At 61.2% G+C, this 26,475-nt stretch carries 24 protein-coding genes; 11 read left to right on the top strand and 13 right to left on the bottom strand.

Annotated elements, in window-relative coordinates:
• Positions 1–78 precede the first annotated feature (78 nt).
• The 3 genes from dbpA to yccS all read left to right on the top strand — a co-directional run bounded on the left by dbpA (position 79) and on the right by yccS (position 5,174).
• Positions 79–1,416: an ATP-dependent RNA helicase DbpA gene (dbpA, locus tag BFP90_RS06680; protein ID WP_240995367.1), complete on the top strand. Its 1,338-nt coding sequence runs from the start codon at positions 79–81 to the stop codon at positions 1,414–1,416.
• A gap of 161 nt (positions 1,417–1,577) precedes the next feature.
• Positions 1,578–2,756: an NAD(P)/FAD-dependent oxidoreductase gene (locus BFP90_RS06685; RefSeq protein WP_065896315.1), complete on the top strand. Its 1,179-nt coding sequence runs from the start codon at positions 1,578–1,580 to the stop codon at positions 2,754–2,756.
• A gap of 234 nt (positions 2,757–2,990) precedes the next feature.
• Positions 2,991–5,174 (top strand): YccS family putative transporter, encoded by a 2,184-nt coding sequence (yccS, locus tag BFP90_RS06690; protein WP_065896301.1) that lies wholly within the window; start codon positions 2,991–2,993, stop codon positions 5,172–5,174.
• Between the two features lie 95 nt (positions 5,175–5,269).
• Here the strand turns inward: yccS and BFP90_RS06695 are convergent, their stop codons facing one another.
• Positions 5,270–6,007: a substrate-binding periplasmic protein gene (locus BFP90_RS06695; protein ID WP_065892438.1), complete on the bottom strand. Its 738-nt coding sequence runs from the start codon at positions 6,005–6,007 to the stop codon at positions 5,270–5,272.
• Between the two features lie 200 nt (positions 6,008–6,207).
• Here BFP90_RS06695 and BFP90_RS06700 point away from each other — a divergent pair, with 200 nt between their 5' ends.
• Positions 6,208–6,660, top strand: a complete 453-nt coding sequence (locus BFP90_RS06700; protein ID WP_065896302.1) for a GNAT family N-acetyltransferase — start codon at positions 6,208–6,210, stop codon at positions 6,658–6,660.
• A 103-nt stretch (positions 6,661–6,763) separates the two neighbouring features.
• Here the strand turns inward: BFP90_RS06700 and BFP90_RS06705 are convergent, their stop codons facing one another.
• The 3 genes from BFP90_RS06705 to BFP90_RS06715 are packed head-to-tail and all read right to left on the bottom strand — an operon-like array spanning position 6,764 to position 9,726.
• Positions 6,764–7,060, bottom strand: coding sequence for a winged helix-turn-helix domain-containing protein (locus BFP90_RS06705; protein WP_065885411.1), 297 nt, complete (start codon positions 7,058–7,060; stop codon positions 6,764–6,766).
• A 2-nt stretch (positions 7,061–7,062) separates the two neighbouring features.
• Positions 7,063–7,578, bottom strand: a complete 516-nt coding sequence (locus BFP90_RS06710; protein ID WP_065885410.1) for a M48 metallopeptidase family protein — start codon at positions 7,576–7,578, stop codon at positions 7,063–7,065.
• Positions 7,579–7,620: 42 nt separating this feature from the next.
• Positions 7,621–9,726 carry a putative bifunctional diguanylate cyclase/phosphodiesterase gene (locus tag BFP90_RS06715; protein WP_065896303.1) on the bottom strand — a complete coding sequence of 702 codons (2,106 nt, stop codon included), beginning with the start codon at positions 9,724–9,726 and terminating at the stop codon, positions 7,621–7,623.
• Positions 9,727–10,038: 312 nt separating this feature from the next.
• Between BFP90_RS06715 and BFP90_RS06720 the strand changes: the two genes are divergently transcribed.
• Complete coding sequence (locus tag BFP90_RS06720) at positions 10,039–10,704, top strand: polysaccharide lyase family 7 protein (RefSeq protein WP_065896304.1); 666 nt, start codon at positions 10,039–10,041, stop codon at positions 10,702–10,704.
• Positions 10,705–10,874: 170 nt separating this feature from the next.
• Here BFP90_RS06720 and BFP90_RS06725 read toward each other — a convergent pair whose 3' ends face one another.
• Together BFP90_RS06725 and BFP90_RS06730 are read right to left on the bottom strand one after the other, a co-directional pair.
• On the bottom strand, positions 10,875–12,146 hold the full coding sequence (locus BFP90_RS06725) for a type II toxin-antitoxin system HipA family toxin (protein ID WP_065896305.1): 1,272 nt from the start codon (positions 12,144–12,146) through the stop codon (positions 10,875–10,877).
• Positions 12,139–12,390 (bottom strand): helix-turn-helix transcriptional regulator, encoded by a 252-nt coding sequence (locus BFP90_RS06730; protein WP_065896306.1) that lies wholly within the window; start codon positions 12,388–12,390, stop codon positions 12,139–12,141. Before BFP90_RS06730 ends, BFP90_RS06725 begins: the two co-directional genes overlap by 8 nt.
• 587 nt (positions 12,391–12,977) lie before the next feature.
• On the opposite strand from BFP90_RS06730, the gene BFP90_RS06735 reads away from it, so the two are divergent.
• The gene (locus BFP90_RS06735; protein WP_065892434.1) at positions 12,978–13,271 is read left to right on the top strand and encodes a fructose-bisphosphate aldolase; all 294 of its coding nucleotides are present in this window, start codon (positions 12,978–12,980) and stop codon (positions 13,269–13,271) included.
• Between the two features lie 62 nt (positions 13,272–13,333).
• Here BFP90_RS06735 and fba read toward each other — a convergent pair whose 3' ends face one another.
• The 6 genes from fba to tkt all read right to left on the bottom strand — a co-directional run bounded on the left by fba (position 13,334) and on the right by tkt (position 19,720).
• The gene (gene fba / locus BFP90_RS06740; protein WP_003177554.1) at positions 13,334–14,398 is read right to left on the bottom strand and encodes a class II fructose-bisphosphate aldolase; all 1,065 of its coding nucleotides are present in this window, start codon (positions 14,396–14,398) and stop codon (positions 13,334–13,336) included.
• 269 nt (positions 14,399–14,667) lie between these two features.
• Complete coding sequence (locus tag BFP90_RS06745; RefSeq protein ID WP_065896307.1) at positions 14,668–15,000, bottom strand: MliC family protein; 333 nt, start codon at positions 14,998–15,000, stop codon at positions 14,668–14,670.
• Between the two features lie 60 nt (positions 15,001–15,060).
• Positions 15,061–15,288 carry a hypothetical protein gene (locus BFP90_RS06750; protein WP_065885404.1) on the bottom strand — a complete coding sequence of 76 codons (228 nt, stop codon included), beginning with the start codon at positions 15,286–15,288 and terminating at the stop codon, positions 15,061–15,063.
• A gap of 31 nt (positions 15,289–15,319) precedes the next feature.
• Positions 15,320–16,483, bottom strand: coding sequence for a phosphoglycerate kinase (locus BFP90_RS06755; protein WP_015886293.1), 1,164 nt, complete (start codon positions 16,481–16,483; stop codon positions 15,320–15,322).
• A 17-nt stretch (positions 16,484–16,500) separates the two neighbouring features.
• A complete protein-coding gene (epd, locus tag BFP90_RS06760) occupies positions 16,501–17,556 on the bottom strand; it encodes an erythrose-4-phosphate dehydrogenase (protein ID WP_065885403.1) in 1,056 nt (351 codons plus the stop codon).
• A gap of 166 nt (positions 17,557–17,722) precedes the next feature.
• The gene (gene tkt, locus BFP90_RS06765) at positions 17,723–19,720 is read right to left on the bottom strand and encodes a transketolase (protein ID WP_065892430.1); all 1,998 of its coding nucleotides are present in this window, start codon (positions 19,718–19,720) and stop codon (positions 17,723–17,725) included.
• A gap of 259 nt (positions 19,721–19,979) precedes the next feature.
• Here tkt and BFP90_RS06770 point away from each other — a divergent pair, with 259 nt between their 5' ends.
• The 4 genes from BFP90_RS06770 (at position 19,980) to BFP90_RS06785 (ending at position 24,555) form a co-directional block, all read left to right on the top strand.
• Positions 19,980–20,975, top strand: coding sequence for an ArsR/SmtB family transcription factor (locus tag BFP90_RS06770; RefSeq protein ID WP_065896308.1), 996 nt, complete (start codon positions 19,980–19,982; stop codon positions 20,973–20,975).
• Positions 20,976–20,994: 19 nt separating this feature from the next.
• Complete coding sequence (metK, locus tag BFP90_RS06775) at positions 20,995–22,185, top strand: methionine adenosyltransferase (protein WP_065892428.1); 1,191 nt, start codon at positions 20,995–20,997, stop codon at positions 22,183–22,185.
• Between the two features lie 272 nt (positions 22,186–22,457).
• Positions 22,458–24,119, top strand: coding sequence for an NAD-dependent DNA ligase LigB (gene ligB, locus BFP90_RS06780; RefSeq protein WP_065896309.1), 1,662 nt, complete (start codon positions 22,458–22,460; stop codon positions 24,117–24,119).
• Positions 24,120–24,159: 40 nt separating this feature from the next.
• The gene (locus BFP90_RS06785) at positions 24,160–24,555 is read left to right on the top strand and encodes a DUF1090 domain-containing protein (RefSeq protein ID WP_065892426.1); all 396 of its coding nucleotides are present in this window, start codon (positions 24,160–24,162) and stop codon (positions 24,553–24,555) included.
• A 6-nt stretch (positions 24,556–24,561) separates the two neighbouring features.
• Here BFP90_RS06785 and BFP90_RS06790 read toward each other — a convergent pair whose 3' ends face one another.
• Positions 24,562–25,011, bottom strand: coding sequence for a c-type cytochrome (locus BFP90_RS06790; RefSeq protein WP_065892425.1), 450 nt, complete (start codon positions 25,009–25,011; stop codon positions 24,562–24,564).
• A 127-nt stretch (positions 25,012–25,138) separates the two neighbouring features.
• Here BFP90_RS06790 and BFP90_RS06795 point away from each other — a divergent pair, with 127 nt between their 5' ends.
• On the top strand, positions 25,139–26,332 hold the full coding sequence (locus tag BFP90_RS06795; protein ID WP_065896310.1) for a murein transglycosylase A: 1,194 nt from the start codon (positions 25,139–25,141) through the stop codon (positions 26,330–26,332).
• Positions 26,333–26,475 lie beyond the last annotated feature (143 nt).

Here is a 26,475-nt window from a genome sequence, read left to right on the forward strand (position 1 = left end):
CGCGACATTTTGTTTTGCAGAGCCAGTCCCGTGACCACCATCGCCACCGCTTTTAATACTTTGCCCCTGTCCGCCGCCATGCTGGCTAACCTCGACTCGCTGGGTTATGTCGAGATGACGCAGATCCAGGCGCAGAGCTTGCCGGTGATCCTCAAGGGGCTGGACCTGATTGCCCAGGCCAAGACCGGCAGCGGCAAGACCGCCGCCTTCGGTATCGGCCTGCTGAACCCGATCAACCCGCGCTATTTCGGGTGCCAGGCCCTGGTGATGTGCCCGACCCGCGAGCTGGCCGACCAGGTGGCCAAGGAAATCCGTCGCCTGGCCCGCGCCGAAGACAACATCAAGGTGCTGACCCTGTGCGGCGGCGTGTCCCTCGGCCCGCAGATCGCCTCCCTTGAGCACGGTGCCCACGTGATCGTCGGCACCCCGGGCCGCATCCAGCAGCACCTGCGCAAAGGTTCGCTGGTACTGGACGGCTTGAACACGCTGATCCTCGACGAAGCCGACCGCATGCTCGACATGGGTTTCTACGACGCCATCGAAGACATCATCAGCAAGACCCCGGCACGCCGCCAGACCCTGCTGTTCTCGGCCACCTACCCGGTGAGCATCAAGCAACTGGCCTCCAAGTTCATGCGCGCGCCGCAGCAAGTGAAGGCCGAAGCGTTCCACTCCGACGATCAGATCGAACAGCGGTTCTACGAGATCTCGCCGGAAGAACGCATGGACGCCGTGACCAAGGTGCTGGCGCATTTCCGCCCGGCGTCGTGCGTGGCGTTCTGCTTTACCAAGCAGCAAGTGCAGGAAACCGTGGATCACCTGACGTCCAAAGGCATTTCCGCCGTCGGCCTGCACGGTGACCTGGAGCAACGCGACCGTGACCAGGTACTGGCCATGTTCGCCAACCGCAGCACCTCGGTGCTGGTGGCCACCGACGTCGCCGCCCGTGGCCTGGACATCGACTCGCTGGACATGGTGATCAACGTCGAACTGGCCCGCGACTCGGAAATCCACATTCACCGTGTTGGCCGTACCGGTCGCGCGGGCGAGACCGGCCTCGCCATCAGCCTGGTGGCGCCGTCCGAAGCGCACCGCGCCCAGGCCATCGAGCAACTGCAGAAGTCGCCGCTGAACTGGGATCAACTGGACAACCTCAAGCCGCAGAGCGGTGGCCCGCTGCTGCCGGTGATGAGCACGCTGTGCATCGCCGCCGGTCGCAAGGACAAGGTGCGCCCAGGCGACATCCTCGGCGCCCTGACGGGTGACGCCGGCATCCCGGGTGCCCAGGTCGGCAAAATCGCAATCTTTGACTTCCAGGCCTTCGTGGCCGTGGAACGCGGCATCGCCAAGCAGGCGCTGCAGCGCTTGAACGACGGCAAGATCAAAGGCCGTTCGTTGCGCGTGCGGATCCTGTAACACGACCGTTGATCCAATGAAGATCCAATGTGGGAGGGGGCTTGCCCCCGATGGCGGTGTGTCAGTCAGTCCATCTGTTACTGATACACCGCTATCGGGGGCAAGCCCCCTCCCACAGTTTTGATTACATTTCAGATGAATATTTGTATGAGGACATGGCTGTGCGCTCGACCGAAGTTGTGATCATTGGCGCCGGCGCCGCAGGCTTGATGTGCGCACTGACCGCCGCCGGGCGCGGGCGCAAGGTGATGCTGATCGACCATGCGAACAAGGCCGGCAAAAAGATCCTGATGTCCGGTGGTGGCCGCTGCAACTTCACCAATCTGTACACCGAGCCGGCCAACTTCCTCTCGCACAACGCGCACTTTTGCAAGTCGGCCCTGGCGCGCTACACCCAGTGGGATTTCATCGGGTTGGTGGCCAAGCACGGCGTGCCGTACCACGAAAAGAAGCTCGGCCAGCTGTTCTGCGACAACAAGTCCAGCGACATCCTCGGCATGCTGCTCGATGAATGCATCCAGACCGGCGTGAGCCTGCACCTGGACACCTCCATCCAGCAAATCGCCAGGCTCGACAGCGGCTATCAGTTGCACACCACCTTGGGCGAGCTGCACTGCGAGTCCCTGGTGATTGCCACCGGCGGCTTGTCGATACCGACCCTGGGCGCTACCGGTTTCGGTTATCAAGTGGCCAGACAGTTCGGCCATGAACTGCTGCCGACCCGCGCGGGATTGGTGCCGTTCACCATCACCGACCAGCTCAAGGACCTGTGCGGCGAGCTGTCCGGCACCTCGGTGGATTGCCTGGTCAGCTGCAACGGCCAGAGCTTTCGCGAGAACCTGCTGTTTACCCATCGCGGCCTGAGCGGGCCGGCGATTTTGCAGATTTCCTCCTACTGGGAGCCGGGTGACACCGTGGAGATCAATCTGCTGCCCGACCACGACGCCCACACGTGGCTGCAACAGCAACAGGCCGAGCGTCCCAACAGCGAGTTGAAGACACTGCTGGGCGAGATTTTCACTAAGAAGATGGCCAACCTGCTGGCGGACACCTGGTTCGCGTCCAAGCCGATGAAGCAGTACACCCATGCCGAAATCGCCGACATCGCCGAGAAGCTCGGCAACTGGCAACTGGTACCGGCGGGCACCGAGGGCTATCGCACGGCCGAGGTGACGCTGGGCGGGGTGGATACGCGGGAAGTGTCGTCCAAGACCATGGAATCCCTGAAAAGCCCCGGGCTGTACTTCATCGGTGAAGTGCTGGATGTGACCGGTCACCTGGGCGGGTTCAATTTCCAGTGGGCCTGGGCTTCGGGCTACGCAGCCGCGCAATATGCCTGAAGGGTGTACTCGGTCAAATGTGGGAGGGGGCTTGCCCCCGATGGCGGTGTATCAGTTTGCACATGCAGTGGCTGACACACTGCTATCGGGGGCAAGCCCCCTCCCACATTGACTGCATTCCACATTGAGAATGGGTGTGCGGGAATAATTTTCTGTTGGATGTGATCACCACCCTTGCCGTGGCGTCCTTGATAGCTCAATTTAGCGACAACGTCCCGGAAGACTCCAGACTTCATGTCATCGACCTCGTTCAAGCAGTCCCTGCGACGCCTGTGGGCACTGGATAAATTCAGCTACAGCATTCGGGTATTCATCGCCCTGACCGGCAGCATGGCGCTGTGCTGGTATCAGGATGAAATGACGCTGCTGATCCCGCTGTTCCTGGGGATTATCGCCAGCGCCCTGGCCGAGACCGATGACAGTTGGCAAGGCCGTCTCAACGCCCTGGCGGTGACGCTGGTGTGTTTCAGCATCGCCGCGCTGTCGGTGGAGCTGTTGTTTCCCTACCCCTGGATTTTCGCGGCCTCCCTGGCCCTGGCCACGTTCGGCCTGACCATGCTCGGCGCGCTCGGCGAACGCTATGGCGCGATTGCCTCGGCCACGTTGATCCTGTCGGTCTACACCATGATCGGCGTGGACCAGCGCGGCGGTGCCGTCAGTGATTTCTGGCACGAGCCGTTGCTGCTGGTGGCGGGCGCGGCCTGGTACGGCGTACTGTCGGTGCTGTGGCAGGCACTGTTTTCCAACCAGCCGGTGCAACAGAGCCTGGCGCGGTTGTTCCGCGAGCTGGGACGTTACCTGAAGCTCAAATCTGCGTTGTTCGAGCCGATCCGCCAACTGGATGTGGAAGCACGCCGCCTGGAACTGGCCCAGCAGAATGGCCGCGTGGTCGCGGCGTTGAATGCGGCCAAGGAAATCATCCTGCACCGCGTCGGCAATGGCCGGCCGGGCTCGAAGGTCAGCCGCTACCTGAAGCTGTACTTTCTGGCCCAGGACATCCACGAGCGTGCCAGTTCGTCCCACTACCCGTATAACGCACTGGCCGACGCGTTCTTCCACAGCGACGTGTTGTTCCGCTGCCAACGCCTGCTGCGCCAGCAGGGCAAGGCCTGCCAGGCCCTGGCCGAGTCGATCCAACTGCGCCAGCCGTTCATTTATGACGACAGCTTCGCCGAAGCCCTGGGCGATTTGAATGCCTCCCTGGAACACCTGCGCATCCAGAGCAATCCAGCCTGGCGCGGTTTGCTGCGCTCGTTGCGCGCCTTGGCGGCGAACCTGTCGACCCTCGACCGCCTGCTCGGCGACGCAAGCAACCCCGACGCCCTGGCCGACGCCACCGACAGCAACCTGCTGGACCGTGCCCCACGCAACCTCAAGGAAATGTGGACGCGCCTGCGCACCCAGCTCACGCCCACCTCGCTGCTGTTTCGCCACGCCTTGCGCCTGTCCCTGGCATTGACCGTCGGCTACGCCACCCTGCATGCCATCCATGCCTCCCAGGGTTACTGGATCATCCTCACCACGCTGTTTGTTTGCCAACCGAACTACGGGGCGACGCGCCGCAAGCTCGGCCAGCGGATCATCGGCACCGCGATCGGCCTGACCGTGGCCTGGGCGCTGTTCGACCTGTTCCCAAACCCGGTGGTGCAGTCGATGTTCGCCATCGCCGCCGGCCTGGTGTTCTTTATCAACCGCACCACGCGCTACACCCTGGCCACGGCGGCGATCACCCTGATGGTGCTGTTCTGTTTCAACCAGGTGGGCGATGGCTACGGACTGTTCCTGCCACGCCTGTTCGATACCTTGCTCGGCAGCCTGATCGCGGGCCTGGCGGTGTTCCTGTTCCTGCCGGACTGGCAAGGCCGGCGCCTGAACAAGGTGCTGGCCAACACCCTGACCTGCAACAGCATTTACCTGCGCCAGATCATGCAGCAGTACGCCGCCGGCAAGAGCGACGACCTGGCTTACCGGCTGGCCCGTCGCAACGCGCACAACGCCGATGCGGCGCTGTCCACCACCCTGGCGAATATGCTGATGGAGCCTGGGCACTTTCGTAAGGAGGCCGACGTCGGCTTCCGCTTCCTGGTGCTCTCGCACACGCTGCTCAGCTATTTGTCGGGCCTTGGCGCGCACCGCGATACCCAACTGCCGGCCGACGTGCGCGAACAGTTGATCGCAGGCGCGGGCAACAGCCTGGCAGCGAGCATTGATGAGATCGCCACGGGGCTGGCGAACAAACAGCCGATTGCGATCCAGAGCGATGATGAGGAAGCACTGGCCGCGCAGCTTGAGCAGATGCCGGATGAGATCGATGAGGGCCAGCGGCTGGTGCAGACGCAGTTGGCGTTGATTTGTCGGCAGTTGGGGCCGTTGCGTACGTTGGCGGCGCACTTGATCAAGGATACCAGCGCGGCTTAGGCCGCTATCGGGGGCAAGCCCCCTCCCACATTTGACGGTGTTCACAAATCAAAAGTGTGGGAGGGGGCTTGCCCCCGATGAGGCCTGCACAGACGCTACATCCCATGGGCCTTCATCAACTTCGCATAACTGCCATCCGCCTTCATCCTGGCGATCTCCCGGTCAAAGCCGGCAACGATCTGCGCATGCTCGGGGTTCTTCAGGCTGACCAGGATATGCAGGCTGTTCTCGCTCAGCGGCTCGCCCACGAACTCCACGGCGCTGCGCACCCTGGGCGACTCGCGCGCCAGGTAGTAGCGCGCCACGAACTCATCCTCCAGGGTCAGGCGCACACGTTTCGCCGCCAGCATCCGCACGGCCATGGCAAAGTTATGCACCGGCACTTTCTGTAGCAGCGCATCCTGGTCGAACGCCGCCGAATAGGCATAACCACGCACCACGGCGATGCTTTCGCCGTGCAACCGTTGCAGGTCTTGATAATCGACAGGGTCGTCGCGGCGCTTGATAAAGCGCACGCGGTTGACCAGATATTGCGCGGAAAACTCACCCAACTGCGTGCGCTCATCGTTGTACCAGGCGTTGATCAGCACATCGTAGCGCCCATCGCCTATGCCCTTGAGCGCGCGCGCCCAAGGCACCTGCTCAAAATCACTCGCGTACCCGGCCCGAGCCAGCGCGGTGCTGACAATATCCGTAGCCAGCCCGCCGTTGATCAGGGTGACATCGGTAAACGGCGGCCAACCGTCCGCCACCAGGCGCAAACGCTGCGCCAATACCGGTTGAGCCAGCAACAACACTGCAATCAAAGCAACGGCACGAGACAATCGCGGCATGCTTAAAATCCTTGGCGGGCAGGCGATGGCCTGATAACAGTAGCTCATCAATGAGCCTGCATTGGTTATTGCACAAAGAAGTCAGGCACGCATGCACTGAATGATGGCAAATTGACGCCATTCACAAAAATGACCGGCTTTGGACAGCAGCGCCGGTCGCACTTACTATCCCTGCCAAGCCTTTGACAAGAGCGCACCTCATGACGGTCGATTGGATCTGCAGACATCACGACGATCTGGGCAAGGAACAGCTGTACGCCATCCTGCGCCTGCGTGGCGAAGTGTTCGTGGTTGAGCAACAGTGTGTTTACCAGGACATCGACGGGCAGGACCTGTCCGGCGATACCCACCACCTGATGGCCTGGAAAGCGGATGAGCTGGTGGCCTACCTGCGGCTGCTCGACCCGGAGTCCCAGGGCGGCGATGTGGTGATTGGCCGGGTGATCGTCGCGCCGTCTGCGCGGGGCACCGGGCTGGGGCATTTGATGATGGAAGAGACCCTCAAGCAGATTGAGGAGATCTGGCCCGAGACACCGATCTTCCTGTCCGCCCAGGCGCATTTGCAGGGGTATTACGGGCGGTATGGGTTTGTGGTGGAGGGTGAGGAATATCTGGAGGACGATATTCCACATATTGGTATGCGCCGGGCTTGAGGGCCTCATCGGGGGCAAGCCCCCTCCCACACTTGATGTGTGAATACATTCAAATGTGGGAGGGGGCTTGCCCCCGATAGCGCCAGCCCAGACACCGCATCACTCAGGGATAACCCAACACCCGCTTGACCGCCGCAAGATTGGCCTCGATCCACCCCCGATCAATCGCCCCCCACTCACGAATCCGATAACCCCCGGCGTGATTGCGCGCACCCTCTTCCTGCTCGAACTCACACACGATATCCAGGTCGGCCAACGCCGCAATCGTGTCCTGCGCCGTGCGCCGCGGCATACCGGTCACTTCAGTCAGCGCCGGGACGCTGCTGGCCAGCCCGCTGTCGATCAGGTACGCCACATACAAGCGACGGTAAAAGCTGCTCTTGGTCTTGCTCACATCCATGGTCAATCGCCTTGTAATTGGGGCTTGCCCTGCAAATCGCGCCAGGTCAGGTACACCCGCAGGTCGAATTCCACCTGATGGTAGCCCGGCATCATGTGTTCACAGAGTTTATAGAACGCCTTGTTGTGGTCCGATTCCTTGAAGTGCGCCAGTTCGTGCACCACGATCATGCGCAGAAACTCGGGGGCCGCCTCCTTGAACAGCGAGGCGATGCGGATCTCTTTCTTGGACTTGAGATTGCCGCCCTGCACCCGGGAAATCGTGGTGTGCAAACCCAGGGCGCGGTGGGTCAGGTCCAGGCGGTTATCGAACAGCACCTTGTCGATCGACGGTGCATTGCGCAGGTGTTCCTGCTTCAAGGCCAGGGCGTAGCTGTACAGGGCCTTGTCGCTCTGCACGGCGTGGCGCTCGGGGTAACGCTGCTCCAGGTAGGCGCCCAACTGGTCCTTGGCGATCAATTGGCGCACTTGTTCCTGAAGGGCGGCGGGATAGGCCTGAAGGTATTTCAACGCGGTCATGGGGGCTGCAATGTGATTCGGACGGCCGCCAGTGTAGCGAATTCACAGCGCGTGAGGGTGCGACCAACCGACGACGTCCTCGGCCATCAGCGGTGCCGCCGCCCAGGTGCCCTGGATCAATGAACACCCGTTGGCCTTGAGCCACTGCGCCTGTTCGAGGGTCTGCACGCCTTCGGCGATCACCAGCACCTCAAAATGCCCGCACAGCTCGATGATGCTGCGCGCCATTGCGGCATCCCGCGCGGAGCCTGGCAATCGGGCCACCAATTGCGGGTCAAGCTTGAGGGTGTCGAACGCCAGGTCGCGCAGGTGGGCCAGGGAACAGCGACCCGCGCCAAAGTCATCCAGGGCGATACGCACCCCCAGCTCACGCAACAATGTGAGTTGCTTGGTCGATTCCTCAAGGTTGCTCATCAGGCAGTCTTCACTGATTTCCACCTCCAGTTGCCGCCCCTGCAAACCGTGCCGTTCGAGGACCTGCCGCAGTTGGCCGACCAGGTTGGGCGTATTGAACTGGCTGCTGCTCAGGCTCACGCTCAACACCAGCTCATCATCGAAAGACGCTTGCCAGACCTGGCGCTGGGCAGCGACCTGCTGGTAAATCCAACTGCTCAACTGGCTGATCAGCCGCGCCTCTTCCAGCAGCGGCAGGAACAATCCCGGCGGCACGTCACCGACACTCGGGTGCTGCCAGCGCAGCAACGCCTCGACACCCCGCAAGCGCCCGTCCACCAGCGACACTTGGGGCTGGTACACCAGGACGAAATCCTTGTTTTGAATCGCGGTGCGCACACTGTCTTCAAGCATCAGGCGCGAGCGGGCTCGACCGTTCATTTCATGGTCGTAATAGCGATATTGCTGACGGCCGGCGCGCTTGGCTTCGTACATGGCGATGTCCGCCGCGCGCAGCAGGCCGCTCAGGTCCGAGCCGCAGTCCGGGAAGGTCGCGATACCGATGCTGACGCCGAGCATCACCTCCAAACCGTCGACCTGCTGGCACACCGACACCCGCTCGATCAGTTTTTCCGCAATCTTCGCGGCCTGCTCCGGGAATTCCAGCTCCAGCAATGCCGTGAACTCATCCCCGCCCATGCGCCCAAGAATGTCGTAGGAGCGCAGGCACGCCTGCATCTGCTCGGACACCCAGCGCAGCACGCGATCGCCGGCGTCGTGGCCCAGGGTGTCGTTGACGCGCTTGAAGCCATCCAGGTCCAGGTACAGCAGCACCAGCGACTGCTCATTGCGCTCGCTGCGCGACAACATGCTCTCCACCGTCTGGTGGAAGCCCCGACGATTGAGCAGCCCGGTCAACGGGTCGGTCACCGCCTGAAACTCCAACTGCTGGTGCAGGTGGCGCACCTCGGACATGTCCAGCACCGTCACCACCATTGCCTTCTGCTCTGCGGGCAAGGGTGCGCAGGACAACGCCACCGGCACCTGTTGACCGCGACTGGTGCGCAAAATAGCGTCGTGCAAGCGCCACGTTTCGCCTTTGCAATACGCCTCGTACATCGGGAACCCCAGCCAGGCCGGCACATGGGGCTTTTGCAGGAAACTCAGGAAACTCTCGCCCTGCAACTCGGCCATCGTGGCATTGAGCAGCCTGGAGATAGCCGGGTTGGCGTACTGGATCACGCTGCCCTCGCCCACCACCAGAATCCCTTCGGCGGCGTTGTCCAATACCGAGGCATTGAAGGCGCGGGCGGCCTCCAGGTCATGGCTCAACCGCTGCAGCTCACGGCGATTACGCTGATGTTCCAGCAGTGCCTGTACCTTGGGCTTGAGAATATGCGGGTCGAAGGGTTTGAACAGGTAGTCGATCGCACCGCTGGCGTAGCCCTGGAGCACCGCGTCGGGGGACTGGGCATTGGCCGAGAGAAAGATGATCGGCGTCATGCTCGTGCGCTGGCTGCCGCGCATCAGACGGGCCACCTCGAAGCCATCCATACCGGGCATCCGCACGTCCAGCAACACCAGGTCGACGTCATGCTCCAGCAGCAACTCCAGGGCCTGCAAACCGGAAGTCGCGGTAATCACTCGCCAGTCTTCACGCTGTAACACGGCACGCATGCTGACGAGATTTTCCGGGTAGTCATCGACCACCAGGAGAACTGAACTACCGTCGCCGAGGTTTGAAGCGCAATCCATGCTACGTCTCTTCCTTAAGGAACTGCACCGGTCACTTCGGGTACTCAAAACCGGACAAATAATGAGGCCTCACTCTAGCCCCGGGAATATAAAAGCAGAAGTAACGTCGGTGCCATCATCGCGCCAAACCCCGGGAAGCCGACTAACGGTAAGGCGCTACAGCCCGCGTACCATGGGCAACATGGCTTTTTGGCATTCCTCTGACGCCAATAAATCGCCAGCCAGCGTTTAACAAGTGGGTTAACACCACCTATAAAGAACCTGTGCAGCCCTCGGGCTAAAGCGTTCACCCCTCGTCAAAAGGCCAACACCATGATCGACCTTTCCACCTGGAACCTGAGCATTCCGGTCGGCTCCCCGCCCACGACCATCGAAACCCCGAAGCTGCTCAGCGGCTTCAATGACCAGTACTTCCTGGCCGAAGGCAGCGATGTGCAGTTCTGGACGCCCGTCACCGGCACCCGCACCGAAAACGCCATCTACCCGCGCAGCGAACTGCGCGAAACCTACGCCGACGGGCGCCTGCGCAACTGGACCTACCCCGAGGCCGACAACTTCCTGCGCGCCACGCTCACCGTCAACCAGGTGCCGTCCAGCGGCAAGGTCGTGATCGGCCAGATCCATGCCTATGACAGCCAGAAACCCCTGATCAAGCTGGAGTACCAATTCAAGGAAAAAACCCAGACCGGCAACATCGTCGCCAAAGTGCGCATGCGCCCGGATGAATCCGAAAGCAGGGTCATCACGGTCGCCTCCAACGTGCCCCTGGAGAAGAGCTTTACCTATGTGATCAACCTCAACAAGGCCGGATTGCTCAGCGTGAACGCGGCCGACAGCGAGTGGAATGATCGCATCGGCGCGGCCTGGGGCGACAAACCGCTGTACTTCAAGGCGGGGGTGTATGTGCAGGACAACAGTGGGGACAGCAAGGAAGGCGCACGGGTGACGTTTGCCAAGTTGGATATTGATCACGAGTAAAACGGATCGGCCCAGCGTATGCAGGCAAGGTCTGATAAACCCAGGGACCGTTCCCAGGCCTTGAAGCCACTGCAGTCCACCTGTGGGAGGGGGCTTGCCCCCGATGGCGGTGGGCCAGTCACCCACTCCGTTTGCTGACACACCGCAATCGTGCGGGTTTTCCACAAGCCTTAATGCAAAGGCTTTACCACCGGCTTGCGTCGCATACCCGCCGCCACCGAGTCGTGTAACGCCATCGCACGGCCCGCGTCCCACTCCTTGCGCATTGTGGAAAAAAGCTCAACATCAACTCGCGTCTGATGGGCGCCAAGCGCCTCGGACATCGCGTCTGCAATACGCTCGATGATCACGCCTGGGGCTGCTACACCGCAGTGCTTGCGACCAAACTCAATCAGTTGCTGACGGTCAGGGTACGCCTTGGTTTTGTTCATCTTGATTGCCAACGTGCGATCAACCAATGCCTGGCCGGATTTCGGATTGTAGTGTTCATAGGCCGTGGTGGTTGTGACATCGAACACAGGCGCCAACTGCGCGGTTTCGGGGGAGCCCGGATGGGTATAGAGCACGCCGAAATTTTTCAGATGGGCATCGCCGTTGCGCACCATGACCGACAGGCAAATCATAGAGAAAAAACGTTCGAGCTCACGCAACACATCGCCCTGGCCGCAAACCTCGCGGATCACCGCGGCGAGCGTTTCGTAACTTTGGGAATATTTGTAGTTGTCGTGAGGATCCTTGTTCAATCCCAGCAATACAGCCATGTCCTCAAAGCCCAACCTGCCGGACGGTGTCAGATCAAAGCGCTCCATGACAAAAAGATCACCACTGTCGGAGAGCCAGAAACGCGGCGTTTCCAAGCCGCAAAGGCGAGCTGCTTCTAAACAGAGGAATTCGTTTTGCGCCAGGTGGGCATATTCATCTGCGCCGGATTTTACAATCAGGTCAGAGCTGAGCATGGTTTTGCGGTTGCCTTTGAGCTTGTCCAGATCAGGCACCAGCACCTTGGGCTGCACTCCCGAAATACCTGATTCAAAATAGGTGTCTACCAGGAAATCGAACACACCCTGCGAGCCCTGTGCTGACAATATCTCCTGCAATCCCACCTGAGCTTTAACAGGGACCGATGCTTCTACAGGATTCTCATAACTCAGCCGACCAATCTGGTTACCTCCAATGATCGACAGCAGGCGCATTTCGTCCACCTGCATATGCTTGGCCATGCGGCGCTTGATTTGATCAGCCAGAAAACCTTCGGGCACATTCATATCGAAAATTGGATGCAGAACATTACTGACCGTAGGCGTCGGGTCGTAAGGCATGACCAATGACACCTCACGAGACGCCTCGGCCGACGCATAGGCGAAGGAAAACTGCGACCCCTCGGACAGTTCACCCGCATTGCCTTGAGGTGTGGCAATGTTAAGCCGCTTGATTTTACTCATCGTGCTCTACCAACTCGGCAAGGGATTTGAGATCGATTCGCCGGTCAACCACTTCCAATGCCATTCCCAACGCCATAATCACCCTGAAGGCGGTGTACATGGCGACGTTTTCCCCCGCTTCCAGGTCGATGATGGTTTTACGGCTGCACCGCGCTTTTTCCGCGAGTTGCTGCTGACTGTAGTGCTTCGCCCGGCGCAATTGCCTGATCCGCTCGCCAAAAGCCGGGGGAGTAGTGATGAGCAAAATGTCACCTATACAGAACTTTTAATGAAATTAATCTGATTATGTCCGTTATAACGGACATTTCAATCACCATACGTCTGATGCAATTGCCGACGAGCGTCTGCTCACGAGTAACGGATTGGCCTCAATGCGAGTAGGCCATGTCCGATGAGCGCGAGGATAAGTCCAGACGCTTGAATACCCTGTGGGAGGGGGCTTGCCCCCGATAGCGGTGGGCCAGCCGCCGACTGTGCATGCTGACACTCCGCAATCGGGGGCAAGCCCCCTCCCACAGTTGTCCTGCCTGGCCTGAGAGGCCGGTGTTCGTCCTACAGTACCGTTGCGGCCAGACAGATGGCCGCTTATAGTTCGCTCCATCGCTGGCATTGATCGGCGACAGGGTTTCGCAGCCCTACAGAGTTAATTCCGCATCCGTCAAAACAGCCCAGGCTCCCAGCCGAAGGTCGTCTTTGTTATGGCGGCTGTGCGTGGGAGACCTTCGGGTCTGCCGGGTCTTAACTCCTCGGTCTGCGAACCCGCGTACAGCTGCCACCCAATTTGTTTCGCAGCAAACGGTGGCTATTCTTCTTTCGAGTTAAGGATTTGCCATGAACAACCAACTTCCGCCCCGCCGTTTTTATCCCTGCACTGAGTCCGCGACCGATTCGCCCGTTCTCTTGATAGACAGCAACGCCCCACTGCTGGACCTCCACGCCTGCCTGCGCGAACGCCTCAACGCCGCCCTCGAACACCTCAACCTCATGGCTTGCTCCAGCCTGCCGGACTTCGCCGAGCGCGACCTGAACAACGCGGCCAATACCGCACGCATTCTGGTGCAGGATGTGAGTGATGTGTTTCGAGTGATTGAACAGCGTGGTTTCGATACGCCCCACGCCGCCTGATCAAACCCAAGGCAAAAAAAAGCCCGCATCGCTGCGGGCTTCCTTAGTTAAACGCTTAAGACTCAGTTCACCTTAGCGTTCAACTCACCCTTCAAATACCGCTGATACATAGCCTCCAAAGAAATCGGCTTGATCTTCGAAGCATTACCGGCGGTACCAAATGCTTCATAACGCGCGATACACACATCACGCATCGCGGTCACGGTCGCACCGAAGAATTTACGCGGATCGAATTCGCTCGGATTGGTCGCCATCAGGCGACGCATCGCACCCGTGGACGCCAGGCGCAGGTCAGTATCGATGTTGACCTTGCGCACGCCGTACTTGATGCCTTCGACGATTTCTTCAACCGGCACGCCGTAGGTCTCTTTGATGTCGCCGCCGTACTGGTTGATGATCGCCAGCCACTCTTGCGGTACCGAGGAAGAGCCGTGCATCACCAGGTGGGTGTTGGGGATGCGCTTGTGGATTTCCTTGATGCGATCAATCGCCAACACGTCGCCGGTAGGCGGCTTGGTGAACTTGTAGGCGCCGTGGCTGGTGCCGATGGCGATGGCCAGGGCGTCGACCTGGGTCTTCTTGACGAAGTCCGCAGCCTCTTCCGGGTCGGTCAGCATCTGGCTGTGATCGAGCACGCCTTCGGCGCCGATGCCGTCTTCTTCACCGGCCATGCCGGTTTCCAGGGAGCCCAGGCAGCCCAGTTCGCCTTCTACCGACACGCCGCAGGCATGAGCCATGGCCACGGTTTGCTGGGTCACGCGTACGTTGTACTCGTAATCGGTCGGGGTCTTGCCGTCCTCGCCCAGGGAGCCGTCCATCATCACCGAGCTGAAGCCCAGTTGGATGGAGCGCTGGCACACGTCAGGGCTGGTGCCGTGGTCCTGGTGCATGCACACCGGGATGTGCGGGAATTCTTCAATGGCGGCAAGGATCAGGTGGCGCAGGAACGGCGCGCCGGCGTATTTGCGGGCACCGGCCGAAGCCTGGACGATCACGGGGGAGTCGGTCTTGTCAGCGGCTTCCATGATGGCGCGCATCTGCTCAAGGTTGTTGACGTTAAAGGCTGGAACGCCGTAGCCGAACTCGGCTGCGTGGTCCAGCATTTGACGCATGCTGATAAGTGCCATTGTGTTGTCTCTCCCGATCGAGGGTCGTTAATCGTGCAAGCCTGCCGTAGCGGCGGCTGCTATTCAAGTTATTGCAGATCAAGGGGTTGAGCTTGAGCTGCTGAATCGTTATTGCTGGTGTAGCCGACTCAAATTCCAAGTTGAAACCGAATCAATGTGGGAGGGGGCTTGCTCCCGATAGCGGTCAGCCTGACACCCAAGTGCTGACTGACACACCGCAATCGGGGGCAAGCCCCCTCCCACATTTGGATCTCATCTCATGACAGATCTCAGTTGGCCTTGCAGCCGCGCCCAATCAAATCATCCGTGGCCACCCAATACACCAGGCCTTCCTCACCCTTGGTGTGAAAGGCCAGCTGGCCGTCGCTGTACAGCGCGCCCGATGCCGCCACGTCCTGCTTGAGGCGGTAGACCCGGTCCGAACCACCGAGACGTACATCCACCTCGCTGCGGTCCTGATTGACAAAGCGCCAGTTGACCTCGGCCTTGCTGTCGCAGGTCCAGGTGGTCCACTTGTCTGCAGGCTCTGCCTTGTCGAACATGCTCATGCTGCTGCAACCGGCCAACAAGGCCAGGGTTGCCAGGGCGAAAACGCCTTTCATTGCCAATCCTCGCAGGGCGACCAGGGGCCGCCGTTGCTGTGGGTTAGTGGATCAGACCCGTCATGGGCAACCCTGTTCCTGACCGTTGGGCGCGGAGTCGTATTTCTCCAGCCGTTCGTTGCCGATGCGCTTGTTGATCACCGGCATGGTCTCGGCTTGCCAGTCAGCCTGGTAGCAGCTTTTTTTAAGCGGTGCCGAGGCCTTTTCCGCCTCGGGCGCCGCACTCGGCGTGCTGCCGCAGCCGGCCAACAGGCCCGCTGCGATCACCAGTGCCAACGACTTGATCATGGGAACGCTCCTTTTCCTGATCACGCGCGCCTTAACCCTTGGCCCGGGTTTCCAGCACTTCCACGGCCGGCAGTACCTTGCCCTCGACGAATTCAAGGAACGCACCGCCACCGGTAGAAATGTAGGAGATCTGATCAGCAACGCCATATTTATCGATGGCCGCCAGGGTGTCACCGCCGCCGGCGATGGAAAATGCGGAGCTTTCAGCAATGGCTTTGGCCAATACTTTGGTGCCATTGCCGAATTGGTCGAATTCGAAGACGCCGACCGGGCCATTCCACAGGATGGTCTGGGAAGCTTTCAACAGTTCAGCGAAGTTGGCTGCGGTTTGCGGGCCGATGTCCAGGATCATGTCGTCGTCGGCCACGTCAGCGATCAGCTTGACGGTCGCTTCGGCGCTTTCAGCAAATTCCTTGGCGACCACCACGTCCACCGGCAGCGGCACGCTGACTTTGGCGGCGATGGCGCGGGCGGTGTCCAGCAGGTCCGGCTCGTACAGGGACTTGCCCACCGGGTGACCCGCTGCAGCCAGGAAGGTGTTGGCAATGCCGCCGCCGACGATCAACTGGTTGCAGATCTGGCTGAGGCTGTTGAGCACGTCCAGCTTGGTGGAGACCTTGGAACCCGCGACGATGGCAGCCATCGGTTGCGCCGGGGCGCCCAGGGCCTTGCCCAACGCATCCAGCTCAGCCGCCAGCAGCGGGCCGGCCGCGGCGACCTTGGCGAACTTGGCCACGCCGTGGGTCGAACCTTCGGCGCGGTGGGCGGTGCCAAAGGCGTCCATCACGAACACGTCGCACAATGCTGCGTACTGCTGGGCCAGTTCGTCGCTGTTCTTTTTCTCGCCCTTGTTGAAGCGCACGTTTTCGAACAGCACGATGTCGCCGGCTTTCACGTCCACGCCACCCAGGTAATCTGCGACCAACGGCACGTCACGGCCCAGGGCCTTGCTCAGGTACTCGGCGACCGGCTTGAGGCTGTTTTCGGCGGAAAACTCGCCTTCGGTCGGACGGCCCAGGTGGGAGCAGACCATCACGGCCGCGCCTTTTTCCAGGGCCAGCTTGATGGTCGGCAGCGAGGCCAGGATTCGCGCATCGCTGGTGACAACACCGTCCTTGACTGGGACGTTGAGGTCTTCGCGAATCAGTACGCGCTTACCTTGCAGATCGAGGTCGGTCATCTTCAACACGGTCATGGGTCGCAGTTCCTGAGTTACTGTTGAGGTTGTTTAGCGGCGATGTGCAGATAGTGTTCTGCCACATCAAGCATGCGGTTGGCAAAGCCCCATTCGTTGTCGAACCAGGCCAGGATGTTCACCAGCCTCGGGCCGGAAACGCGGGTCTGGCTGGCATCGACAATGGCCGAATGCGGGTCATGGTTGAAATCACAACTGGCGTGCGGCAACTCGGTGTAAGCCAGCAGGCCTTTGAGCGGGCCGCGGGTGGCGGCGTCGCGCAGGATCCGGTTGACCTCCGTCGCATCGGTGTCGCTGACGGTTTGCAGGGTGATGTCCAGGCAAGACACATTCACCGTCGGCACCCGTACGGCTTTGGCCTGGATTCGTCCGGCAAGTTCCGGCAACAGTCGCTCGATGCCGCGGGCCAGGCCGGTGGACACCGGAATCACCGACTGGAATGCCGAGCGCGTGCGGCGCAGGTCTTCATGATGATAGGCGTCGATCACCGGCTGGTCGTTCATCGCCGAGTGAATCGTGGTGATCGACACGTAATCGATGCCGATCGCCTGATCCAGCAGGCGCAACAACGGCACGCTGCAGTTGGTGGTGCACGAGGCATTGGACACCAGCAGCTCAGCGCCGGTCAGGCAATCCTGGTTGATGCCGTAGACGATGGTGGCGTCCACGTCGGCCTCGCTGGCCATCGGCTGGGAAAACAGCACGCGCGGTGCGCCGGCGTCGAGAAAACGCTGGCCGTCGGCACGGGTGTTATAGACACCGGAACATTCCAGCACCAGGTCGACGCCCAGTGCTTTCCAGTCGATGCCTTCAGGGGTGGCGCTGCGCAAGACCTGCACGCAGCTGCCATTAATATGCAGACAATCACCTTCGATCCGCACTTCGCCGGGGAAACGGCCGTGGGTGGAGTCAAAGCGTGTCAAGTATTCGATGCTGGCCATGTCGGCCAGATCGTTGATCGCGACAATTTCAAACCCGGCCGCCGCCCCTCGCTCGAACAGCGCACGCAAGACGCAACGACCAATGCGGCCGTAGCCGTTGAGTGCAACTTTGTAGGGACGCGGTTGGGGCATGGGGTTCTCGCATTGTGGGCGACACAAACTGTAGGAGCGAGCTTGCTCGCGAAGAACTTGAGAGCGCCGCGTTAAACCAGAAACGCTGCGTTATCGTTGACGATCTTCGCGAGCAAGCTCGCTCCTACAGTAGAGGCGGTGGCCAGTGGGCCACCGCGTTAGCGCCTTAGTCTTCCAGCAGCTCTTCAGCCTGACCCAGAATGTTTTCCAAGGTGAAACCGAACTCTTCGAACAACGCTGGCGCCGGCGCCGACTCACCGTAGGTGGTCATGCCGATCACGCGTCCTTCCAGGCCCACGTACTTGTACCAGTAGTCAGCGTGGGCCGCTTCGACAGCGATACGCGCGCTGACCTGCAACGGCAGTACCGATTGCTTGTAGCCGGCGTCCTGGGCTTCGAACACGCTGGTGCACGGCATGGACACAACGCGAACGTTGCGACCTTGCGCGGTCAGCTTGTCGTAGGCCTGGACGGTCAGGCCCACTTCGGAACCGGTGGAGATCAGGATCAGTTCCGGCTCGCCGATGCAGTCCTTGAGCACATAACCACCACGGCTGATGTCGGCGATCTGCGCGTCGGTCCGCACCTGGTGTTGCAGGTTCTGACGCGAGAAGATCAGCGCCGAAGGGCCATCCTTGCGCTCGATGGCGTGCTTCCAGGCCACGGCGGATTCCACCGCGTCGGCGGGGCGCCAGCAATCCAGGTTCGGCGTAGTGCGCAGGCTGGTCAGTTGCTCGACCGGCTGGTGCGTCGGGCCGTCTTCACCCAGGCCGATGGAGTCGTGGGTGTACACATGGATCACACGCTTCTTCATCAGCGCGGCCATGCGTACGGCGTTACGGGCGTATTCCATGAACATCAGGAAGGTCGCGCCGTAAGGCACCAGGCCACCGTGCAGGGACACGCCGTTCATGATGGCGCTCATGCCGAACTCGCGTACGCCGTAGTACATGTAGTTGCCGCTGGCGTCTTCAGCCGACACGCCTTTGCAGCCTTTCCACAGGGTCAGGTTGGAACCGGCCAGGTCGGCCGAACCGCCGAGGAACTCGGGCAGCAGCGGGCCGAAGGCGTTCAGGGTGTTCTGGCTGGCTTTACGGCTGGCGATGGTCTCGCCCTTGGCCGCGACTTCGGCGATGTAGGCGGAGGCTTTTTCCGAGAAGTCGGCAGGCAGGTCACCGGCCAGGCGACGTACCAGTTCATTGGCCAGCTCCGGGAATTCGGCGGAGTAGGCAGCGAAACGCTGGTCCCACTCGGCTTCGGCGGCCAGGCCTTTTTCCTTGGCATCCCATTCGGCGTAGATATCGGCCGGGATTTCAAACGGGCCGTGGGTCCACTTCAGCGCTTCACGGGTCAGGGCGATTTCCGCGTCACCCAGTGGGGCGCCGTGGCAGTCTTCCTTGCCTTGCTTGTTCGGCGAACCGAAACCGATGGTGGTCTTGCAGCAGATCAGGGTCGGCTGCGCGCTCTTGCGGGCGGTGTCGATGGCGATCTTGATTTCTTCCGGATCGTGGCCGTCGACGTTGCGGATTACCTGCCAGTTGTAGGCTTCGAAACGCTTGGGGGTGTCATCGGTGAACCAGCCTTCGACTTCGCCGTCGATGGAGATGCCGTTGTCATCGTAGAAGGCAATCAGCTTGCCCAGGCCCAGCGTGCCGGCCAGGGAGGCGACTTCGTGGGAAATGCCTTCCATCATGCAGCCATCACCGAGGAACACGTAGGTATGGTGGTCGACGATGTCATGGCCGGGGCGGTTGAACTGCGCGCCCAGGACTTTTTCAGCCAGCGCGAAGCCGACAGCGTTGGCCAGGCCCTGGCCCAGGGGACCAGTGGTGGTCTCGACGCCTGGGGTGTAGCCGAATTCAGGGTGGCCGGGGGTGCGGCTGTGCAGTTGACGGAAGCTTTTGAGGTCGTCGATGGTGACGTCATAGCCGGTCAGGTGCAGCAGCGAATAGATCAACATCGAGCCATGGCCGTTGGACAGCACGAAGCGGTCACGGTCGGCGAACGATGGATTGCTCGGGTTGTGTTTCAGGTAGTCACGCCAAAGTACCTCGGCGATATCCGCCATGCCCATCGGGGCACCGGGATGGCCGCTGTTGGCTTTTTGCACGGCATCCATGCTGAGGGCACGAATGGCGTTGGCACGCTCACGACGGCTGGGCATCGCTGATCTCCTGGGGGCTTGAATAAGGAAACGGAAAAAAGGACCGGCATTTTCCCTCAGCCACCGCCTGCGGGCAATGACAGATAGTCACTTGAGCAGGTTTTTCCCGCGGTTTGCGCGCCGATCCCTTGCACAATTGCGCTGCGGGTTCGTCTAAAGGCAATAGCGGCTGCTTATAACCGCCACTTATCGATCAATATCAAAACTTTTTGATATTGGCCTTGCGGCGAGTACCACCCGTCTCTAGACTGCTGGCCTTATGAACCTACCCGTGCCCTCCCTGCTTCCCGCCGACAGCGATGAACTGGCAGCCCTTTGCAAGGCTGCGGGTGATCCGTTGCGCTTGAACGTATTGCGCGCACTGGCCAATGATTCATTCGGGGTACTGGAACTGGCGCAGATCTTCGCCATCGGCCAGTCCGGCATGAGCCATCATTTGAAGGTACTGGCCCAGGCCGACCTGGTGGCCACTCGCCGCGAAGGCAATGCGATTTTTTACCGCCGCGCCCTGCCCCACACCGAGTTGCTCGGCGGCAAATTGCACGCGGCGCTGCTCGAAGAAGTCGACAACCTGGGCCTGCCCGGCGCTGTGCAAGCGCGGATCGCCCAGGTGCATGGGCAACGTGCTGCCGCCAGCCAGGACTTTTTCTCCCGGGTCGCCGACAAGTTTCGCGCCCAGCAGGACCTGATCGCCGGCTTGCCCCAGTACCGCGAAAGCGTACTGGCGCTGTTGGACAAGCTGAGCTTCAGTGATAAGGCCACGGCCTTGGAAGTGGGCCCTGGCGACGGCGGTTTTCTGCCGGACCTGGCGCGACGCTTCGGGCAGGTGACGGCACTGGACAACAGCCCGGCGATGCTCGAACTGGCCCGCCAGTTGTGTGAGCGCGAAGCGTTGGCCAATGTCAGCCTGCAACTGGCCGACGCCCTGAGTGACACCCGCCTGCAGGCCGATTGCGTGGTGCTGAACATGGTCTTGCACCATTTCGCCGCCCCGGCCGATGCGCTCAGGCAAATGGCCGGGCTGTTGCACCCCGGCGGTAGCCTGCTGGTGACGGATTTATGCAGCCACAACCAGAATTGGGCCAAGGAGGCCTGCGGTGATCTCTGGCTGGGTTTTGAACAGGACGATCTGGCCCGTTGGGCCACCGCTGCGGGACTCGTTCCCGGGGAAAGCCTCTATGTAGGTTTACGTAATGGTTTCCAGATTCAGGTCCGCCATTTTCAGCGACCGGCTGGCGACACTCACCATCGGTAAATATCAGGAAAACATCGAGATGAGCGAATACTCCCTTTTCACCTCCGAGTCCGTGTCTGAAGGGCATCCGGACAAAATCGCCGACCAGATTTCTGACGCGGTGCTGGACGCCATCATTGCTGAAGACAAGTTCGCCCGTGTGGCGTGCGAGACTCTGGTGAAAACGGGCGTGGCGATCATCGCCGGCGAAGTCACCACCACGGCCTGGGTCGATCTGGAACAGATCGTGCGCGACGTGATCACCGACATCGGCTACACCAGCTCCGACGTGGGCTTTGACGGCGCAACCTGCGGCGTGATGAACATCATCGGCAAGCAGTCCCCCGACATCAACCAGGGCGTCGACCGCGCCAAGCCTGAAGATCAGGGCGCCGGCGACCAGGGCCTGATGTTCGGCTACGCCAGCAATGAAACCGACGTGCTGATGCCTGCGCCTATCACCTTCTCCCACCAGTTGGTGCAGCGCCAGGCCGAAGCGCGCAAATCCGGGCTGTTGCCATGGCTGCGCCCGGACGCCAAGTCCCAGGTCACCTGCCGCTACGACGGCGGCAAAGTGGTCGGTATCGACGCCGTCGTACTGTCCACCCAGCACAACCCGGACGTTTCCTACAAAGACCTGCGCGAAGGCGTGATGGAGCTGATCGTCAAGCACGTGCTGCCGGCCGAACTGCTCACCAAGGACACCCAGTTCCATATCAACCCGACCGGCCAGTTCATCATTGGTGGCCCGGTGGGTGACTGCGGCCTGACCGGTCGCAAGATCATCGTCGACAGCTACGGCGGCATGGCCCGCCACGGCGGTGGTGCATTTTCGGGCAAAGACCCTTCCAAGGTTGACCGTTCCGCCGCCTACGCCGGTCGCTACGTGGCCAAGAACATCGTCGCCGCAGGCCTGGCCGAGCGTTGCGAGATCCAGGTGTCCTACGCCATTGGCGTAGCCCAGCCGACGTCCATCTCGCTGAATACCTTCGGTACCGGCAAGATCAGCGATGACAAGATCGTCAAGTTGGTGCGTGAGATTTTCGACCTGCGCCCTTACGCGATCACCACCATGCTCGACCTGCTGCACCCGATGTACAAGGAAACCGCAGCCTACGGCCACTTCGGCCGTACCCCTGCGCAGAAGACGGTCGGCGACGACACCTTCACCACCTTCACCTGGGAAAAAACCGACCGCGCCAACGACCTGCGGACCGCTGCCGGCCTGTAATCGCTCGCGGCCGCCAAAGCCCCGCCGGGTTCGCCCGGTGGGGCTTTTTCGTTTCTCAAAGGTTGCAACAAAATCGTTGAAACCACGGCCGAAGTCGACGCGGGCCAGCAAAAGCGCGGCGCCGAGACGCATAACAACGACGCGCCGCACGCGTGGGGCGGCCTGTTCACCCAAGCAGAAACACCCGGTAAAAAGCCCCGCTCGGTCGGGGCTTTTTTGTGGCCGTGCCGATCACTTAGGCTGAGCACCCTTTCCGAGCAAGGATGCTCACGATGCGTCTGTTGATGATTTTCCTGATCAGCTTTCTAGCGTGCCGGGCCTGGGCCGAAGACTGCCCCGATGATGTCCGAGCGCAAATCGACACGTTGGCCAGGCAGGTCAGCCAATGGGATGACGCCTACCACCGACAGGGTCAATCCCCCATCAGCGATGAACTGTACGACCAGGCCCGGCGTCGCCTGGCCCATTGGCGCAAATGCGCGCTGCAACCCACACCCAGGGCTGACAATCCGCTGGCAAGCGCTCGTGGCACAGTCCGCCATCCGGTCGCCCATACCGGGCTGGAGAAGCTGTTGGACGCATCCGAAGTGGGTGATTGGCTCAGCACCCGACAGGAGGTCTGGATTCAACCCAAGGTCGACGGCGTCGCCGTGACCCTGGTGTATCGCAAAGGCCGCTTGCACCAACTCATCAGCCGCGGCGACGGCCTGCTCGGTCACGATTGGTCCGCTGGCGCCCGCAGAATCCCGGGTATCGTCCAGCAACTGTCGGAGCCGGTCGATGCGGTACTGCAAGGCGAGCTCTACTGGCGCCTCGACGACCACGTACAGTCCGCACAGGGCGGGCTCAACGCGCGCAGTAAAGTGGCTGGCTTGATGAACCGACGGCAATTGAGCGACACCGAGGCAGGCGGGATCGGGCTGTTCGTGTGGGCCTGGCCCGAGGGCCCGGCCAGCTTCACCGAGCGCCTGGCCACGCTGGCGCGGTGGGGGTTTACCGACAGCCAGCGGTATAGCCAGTCCATCGCCAGCATCAGCGATGCCGCGCGTTGGCGTCTGCATTGGTACAACCATCCGCTGCCGTTCGCCAGCGATGGCGTGGTGTTGCATCAGGCGGCGCGCGCGCCGGCCAAACGCTGGAAAGCCAGCGCACCCTACTGGGCCGTGGCCTGGAAGTACCCGGTGAGCAAGGCGTTGGCGCTGGTGCGCAAGGTGCAGTTCAGGATCGGGCGTACCGGGCGTATCACACCGATTCTCGAACTGGACCCCGTGTGGCTGGATGATCGGCAAATCAGGCGGGTCAGCGCAGGCTCGCTGAAAAACTGGCAGAACCTGGACATCCGTCCCGGCGACCAAGTGTCCATCAGCCTGGCCGGCCAGGTCATTCCCCGGCTCGATGAGGTGGTCCTGCGTAACAAGACCCGGGTGGAAGTGCCGGTGCCCGATACTCGCGACTTTCATGCCTTGAGTTGCTGGCAACTGGACCCGGGTTGCGAGGAGCAACTGCTCTCGCGCCTCACCTGGCTGAGCAGCAACCAGGGCCTGGCCTTGCCCCATATGGGGCGTGAGACCTGGAACGTATTGATCCAGGCCGGTCTAATCGCAGGCTTTCTCGATTGGTTGACCCTGGATGCGGCAGAGCTTGCTAACATTGATGGCTTCGGCGAACGCACCCGTACGCGGGTGCTCGACAGTATTCACAGCGCCCGCAAACGGCCTTTTGCACAATGGCTCAAAGCATTGGGGGTGCCGCCCGCGGCGCGCAACAACCTGCAGGGCGACTGGCATACGCTGGTCGCCAAAGACACCCAAGCCTGGCTGGCCTCTGACGGCATCGGCCCGGGACGCGCAGCGCAACTGAGCGCTTTTTTCCGCGACCCGCAGGTACAAGCATTGGCTGAAATATTACATGGCGCCGGCATAGACGGTTTTTGAAACCGGCCCGGCCCTCTGATTGCTACCTTGGAGCCCTTATATGAAATTTCTTGCCCCTCTTGCGTTACTCACCTTCGCAAGCTTCACGACCACGCCGCTGCTGGCCGCCGACGAAGCCCCCCAACTGACAGGCTGCGCCGCCAAGCGCCAAGCCATCAGTACCCAGATCGAACAGGCCAAGGCCCATGGCAACAGCGCCCAACAGGCCGGGCTGGAAAAAGCCCTGAGCGAGGTCACCGCCAACTGCACTGACGCATCGCTGAAGAAAGAGCGCGAAAACAAGGTGCTCGATGCCAAGCACGAAGTCAGCCGCCGTCAAGCCGACCTCGACAAGGCCATGAAAAAAGGCGATGCGGACAAGATCAACAAGCGCAAGGACAAGCTCGCCGAATCGCGCAAAGAGTTGCAGGATGCGGTGGAAGAACTCGACCAGTAAAACCGCTCAATGGTCCCGGAACTGCTTATGGCAAGCGCTGCAGGCATCTTCGACTTTCTGCACCGCAGGTTGAAGGCTGCCGGCCTTATAGGGCTGGACGCGGCTTGCGGTCACCAATTCACCGGTGGCCGCTTCAAGGTCGCGAGCCAGTTGCTGGAATTGCGCCTGCTTTTGCCACACTTCGTCCCTGGCACTGGTGTGGTCGTCTTCACGTACGCTCGGGAAGTGCTGCCAGGGTTCATGGGCCAACACGTCCAGCTTGACCGCGCCGTCGGCAAACCGGGCGCCGTCGAACGGGATACGCCCGCGCAACATGCCACCCAGGTCTTCGCTGGTCTTGAGCATCTGCTTGAAGATCGCCTTGCGCTGGCCCAGGGGCGAATTGGGGTCAACACCGCCGCAGGCGGACAAGGCCAGGCAGGCCAGCACTACAACCGTCATATGTTTAAAAGTCATGGTGGCTCAGGGTCACGGGAAACGGCGGCCAGTATCCCCGCCTCGTCCGCAAAGACCAATAGCCCTATTAATAATAAGGGTTGCCCAACGCGATAAAGCCCGGGCAATCGCTTCAGGAATTACGTGCATGAATGACAATTGGAAACCCTGGAGCCGCCTGGCGTGGGCTCTGCCGATGATCGCGCTGCTGGCCGGCTGCGACCTGGGCAAGGACGCGGGCAAAGAGCCCGCCAAAGAAGAAGCCGCCAAACCCCATGCCGTCGCCACTTACGTGAGCGCGCCGTGGGAGGCGCTGCCGTCTGTTTCCGACAGCGATCTGCTGGCGGGTTTCGAATCCTGGCGCAGTGCCTGCCAGCGCCTCAAGGCCGACCCGGTCTGGGGTGCGACTTGCGCAGCCGCAGCGAGCGTGCCGGGCGATGCCGTGGCGGTTCGCGGGTTCCTCAAGGAGCGCCTGGATGTATTTGGCCTGCGTTCAGCCGACAACACGCCGAACGGCCTGATCACCGGCTACTACGAGCCGGTCTACCCCGGCAGCCTCACCGAAACCGCCACCGCCCATGTGCCGGTGTATGGCGTGCCGGACGACCTGATTATCGTCAACCTGGAAGCCATCTACCCGGAACTCAAGGGCAAACGCCTGCGCGGTCGCCTGGAGGGCCGCGTGCTCAAGCCATATGACGATGCCGGCACCCTCAACGGCCAAGGCTCGAGCGCCAAGCCGATCGCCTGGCTGACCGACCCGATGGACCTGCAGTTCCTGCAGATCCAGGGCTCCGGGCGTATTCAACTGGCCGATGGTCGTCAACTGCGCGTGGGTTATGCCGACCAGAACGGCTATCCCTATCGCCCTATCGGTCGCTGGCTGGTCGAGCAGGGCGAGCTGAAAAAGGAAGACGTGAGCATGGCCGCCATCAGCGCCTGGGCCAAGGCGCACCCGCAACGCATCCCCGAACTGCTGGCGAGCAACCCCAGCTACGTGTTCTTCAGCGCCCGCCCCGACAGCAATGAAGGGCCGCGCGGCTCGCTGAACGTGCCCTTGACAGCAGGATACAGCGTAGCGGTTGACCGCAAGGTGATTCCGCTGGGGAGTCTGTTGTGGCTGTCCACCACCAAACCCGACGGCTCACCGATCGCCAGACCCGTCGCAGCCCAAGACACCGGCGGCGCCATCACCGGAGAAGTACGCGCAGATTTGTTCTGGGGCACAGGCGAAGCAGCAGGCGAGTTGGCGGGGAACATGAAGCAGCAGGGACAGATCTGGATGCTATGGCCCAAGGGTACGCCGCTGCCGCACGTGCCGGATGCCCCCGCGGGCACCTGACAGCCATAGGTATCGACACAACGCGGTAGCACCCAACGCTAACCACGATGCGAAGCGAGTCGCCCTTGATCTGGCTTTTGATCTTGATCTTAGGCGCCCCGTTAAACCACGCTGGCCGAACGCAGGCTTGAATCCGTGGGCAA

The sequence above is a fragment of the Pseudomonas sp. 24 E 13 genome, assembly GCF_900004715.1.
GTDB classification, from domain to species: Bacteria; Pseudomonadota; Gammaproteobacteria; order Pseudomonadales; family Pseudomonadaceae; genus Aquipseudomonas; species Aquipseudomonas orientalis_A.

Bases quoted from the DNA above. Each gene is read 5' to 3' on its own strand.
- BFP90_RS06745 (WP_065896307.1), bottom strand. From the start codon at position 15,000: ATGAAAGGCGTTTTCGCCCTGGCAACCCTGGCCTTGTTGGCCGGTTGC.
- BFP90_RS06795 (WP_065896310.1), top strand. From the start codon at position 25,139: ATGAATGACAATTGGAAACCCTGGAGCCGCCTGGCGTGGGCTCTGCCG.
- BFP90_RS06750 (WP_065885404.1), bottom strand. From the start codon at position 15,288: ATGATCAAGTCGTTGGCACTGGTGATCGCAGCGGGCCTGTTGGCCGGC.
- fba (WP_003177554.1), bottom strand. From the start codon at position 14,398: ATGGCACTTATCAGCATGCGTCAAATGCTGGACCACGCAGCCGAGTTC.
- ligB (WP_065896309.1), top strand. From the start codon at position 22,458: ATGCGTCTGTTGATGATTTTCCTGATCAGCTTTCTAGCGTGCCGGGCC.
- BFP90_RS06710 (WP_065885410.1), bottom strand. From the start codon at position 7,578: ATGACCGCGTTGAAATACCTTCAGGCCTATCCCGCCGCCCTTCAGGAA.
- tkt (WP_065892430.1), bottom strand. From the start codon at position 19,720: ATGCCCAGCCGTCGTGAGCGTGCCAACGCCATTCGTGCCCTCAGCATG.
- BFP90_RS06705 (WP_065885411.1), bottom strand. From the start codon at position 7,060: ATGGATGTGAGCAAGACCAAGAGCAGCTTTTACCGTCGCTTGTATGTG.
- BFP90_RS06715 (WP_065896303.1), bottom strand. From the start codon at position 9,726: ATGGATTGCGCTTCAAACCTCGGCGACGGTAGTTCAGTTCTCCTGGTG.
- metK (WP_065892428.1), top strand. From the start codon at position 20,995: ATGAGCGAATACTCCCTTTTCACCTCCGAGTCCGTGTCTGAAGGGCAT.
- BFP90_RS06790 (WP_065892425.1), bottom strand. From the start codon at position 25,011: ATGACTTTTAAACATATGACGGTTGTAGTGCTGGCCTGCCTGGCCTTG.
- BFP90_RS06725 (WP_065896305.1), bottom strand. From the start codon at position 12,146: ATGAGTAAAATCAAGCGGCTTAACATTGCCACACCTCAAGGCAATGCG.
- BFP90_RS06720 (WP_065896304.1), top strand. From the start codon at position 10,039: ATGATCGACCTTTCCACCTGGAACCTGAGCATTCCGGTCGGCTCCCCG.
- BFP90_RS06700 (WP_065896302.1), top strand. From the start codon at position 6,208: ATGACGGTCGATTGGATCTGCAGACATCACGACGATCTGGGCAAGGAA.
- yccS (WP_065896301.1), top strand. From the start codon at position 2,991: ATGTCATCGACCTCGTTCAAGCAGTCCCTGCGACGCCTGTGGGCACTG.
- dbpA (WP_240995367.1), top strand. From the start codon at position 79: ATGCTGGCTAACCTCGACTCGCTGGGTTATGTCGAGATGACGCAGATC.
- BFP90_RS06695 (WP_065892438.1), bottom strand. From the start codon at position 6,007: ATGCCGCGATTGTCTCGTGCCGTTGCTTTGATTGCAGTGTTGTTGCTG.
- epd (WP_065885403.1), bottom strand. From the start codon at position 17,556: ATGCCCCAACCGCGTCCCTACAAAGTTGCACTCAACGGCTACGGCCGC.
- BFP90_RS06755 (WP_015886293.1), bottom strand. From the start codon at position 16,483: ATGACCGTGTTGAAGATGACCGACCTCGATCTGCAAGGTAAGCGCGTA.
- BFP90_RS06770 (WP_065896308.1), top strand. From the start codon at position 19,980: ATGAACCTACCCGTGCCCTCCCTGCTTCCCGCCGACAGCGATGAACTG.
- BFP90_RS06785 (WP_065892426.1), top strand. From the start codon at position 24,160: ATGAAATTTCTTGCCCCTCTTGCGTTACTCACCTTCGCAAGCTTCACG.
- BFP90_RS06735 (WP_065892434.1), top strand. From the start codon at position 12,978: ATGAACAACCAACTTCCGCCCCGCCGTTTTTATCCCTGCACTGAGTCC.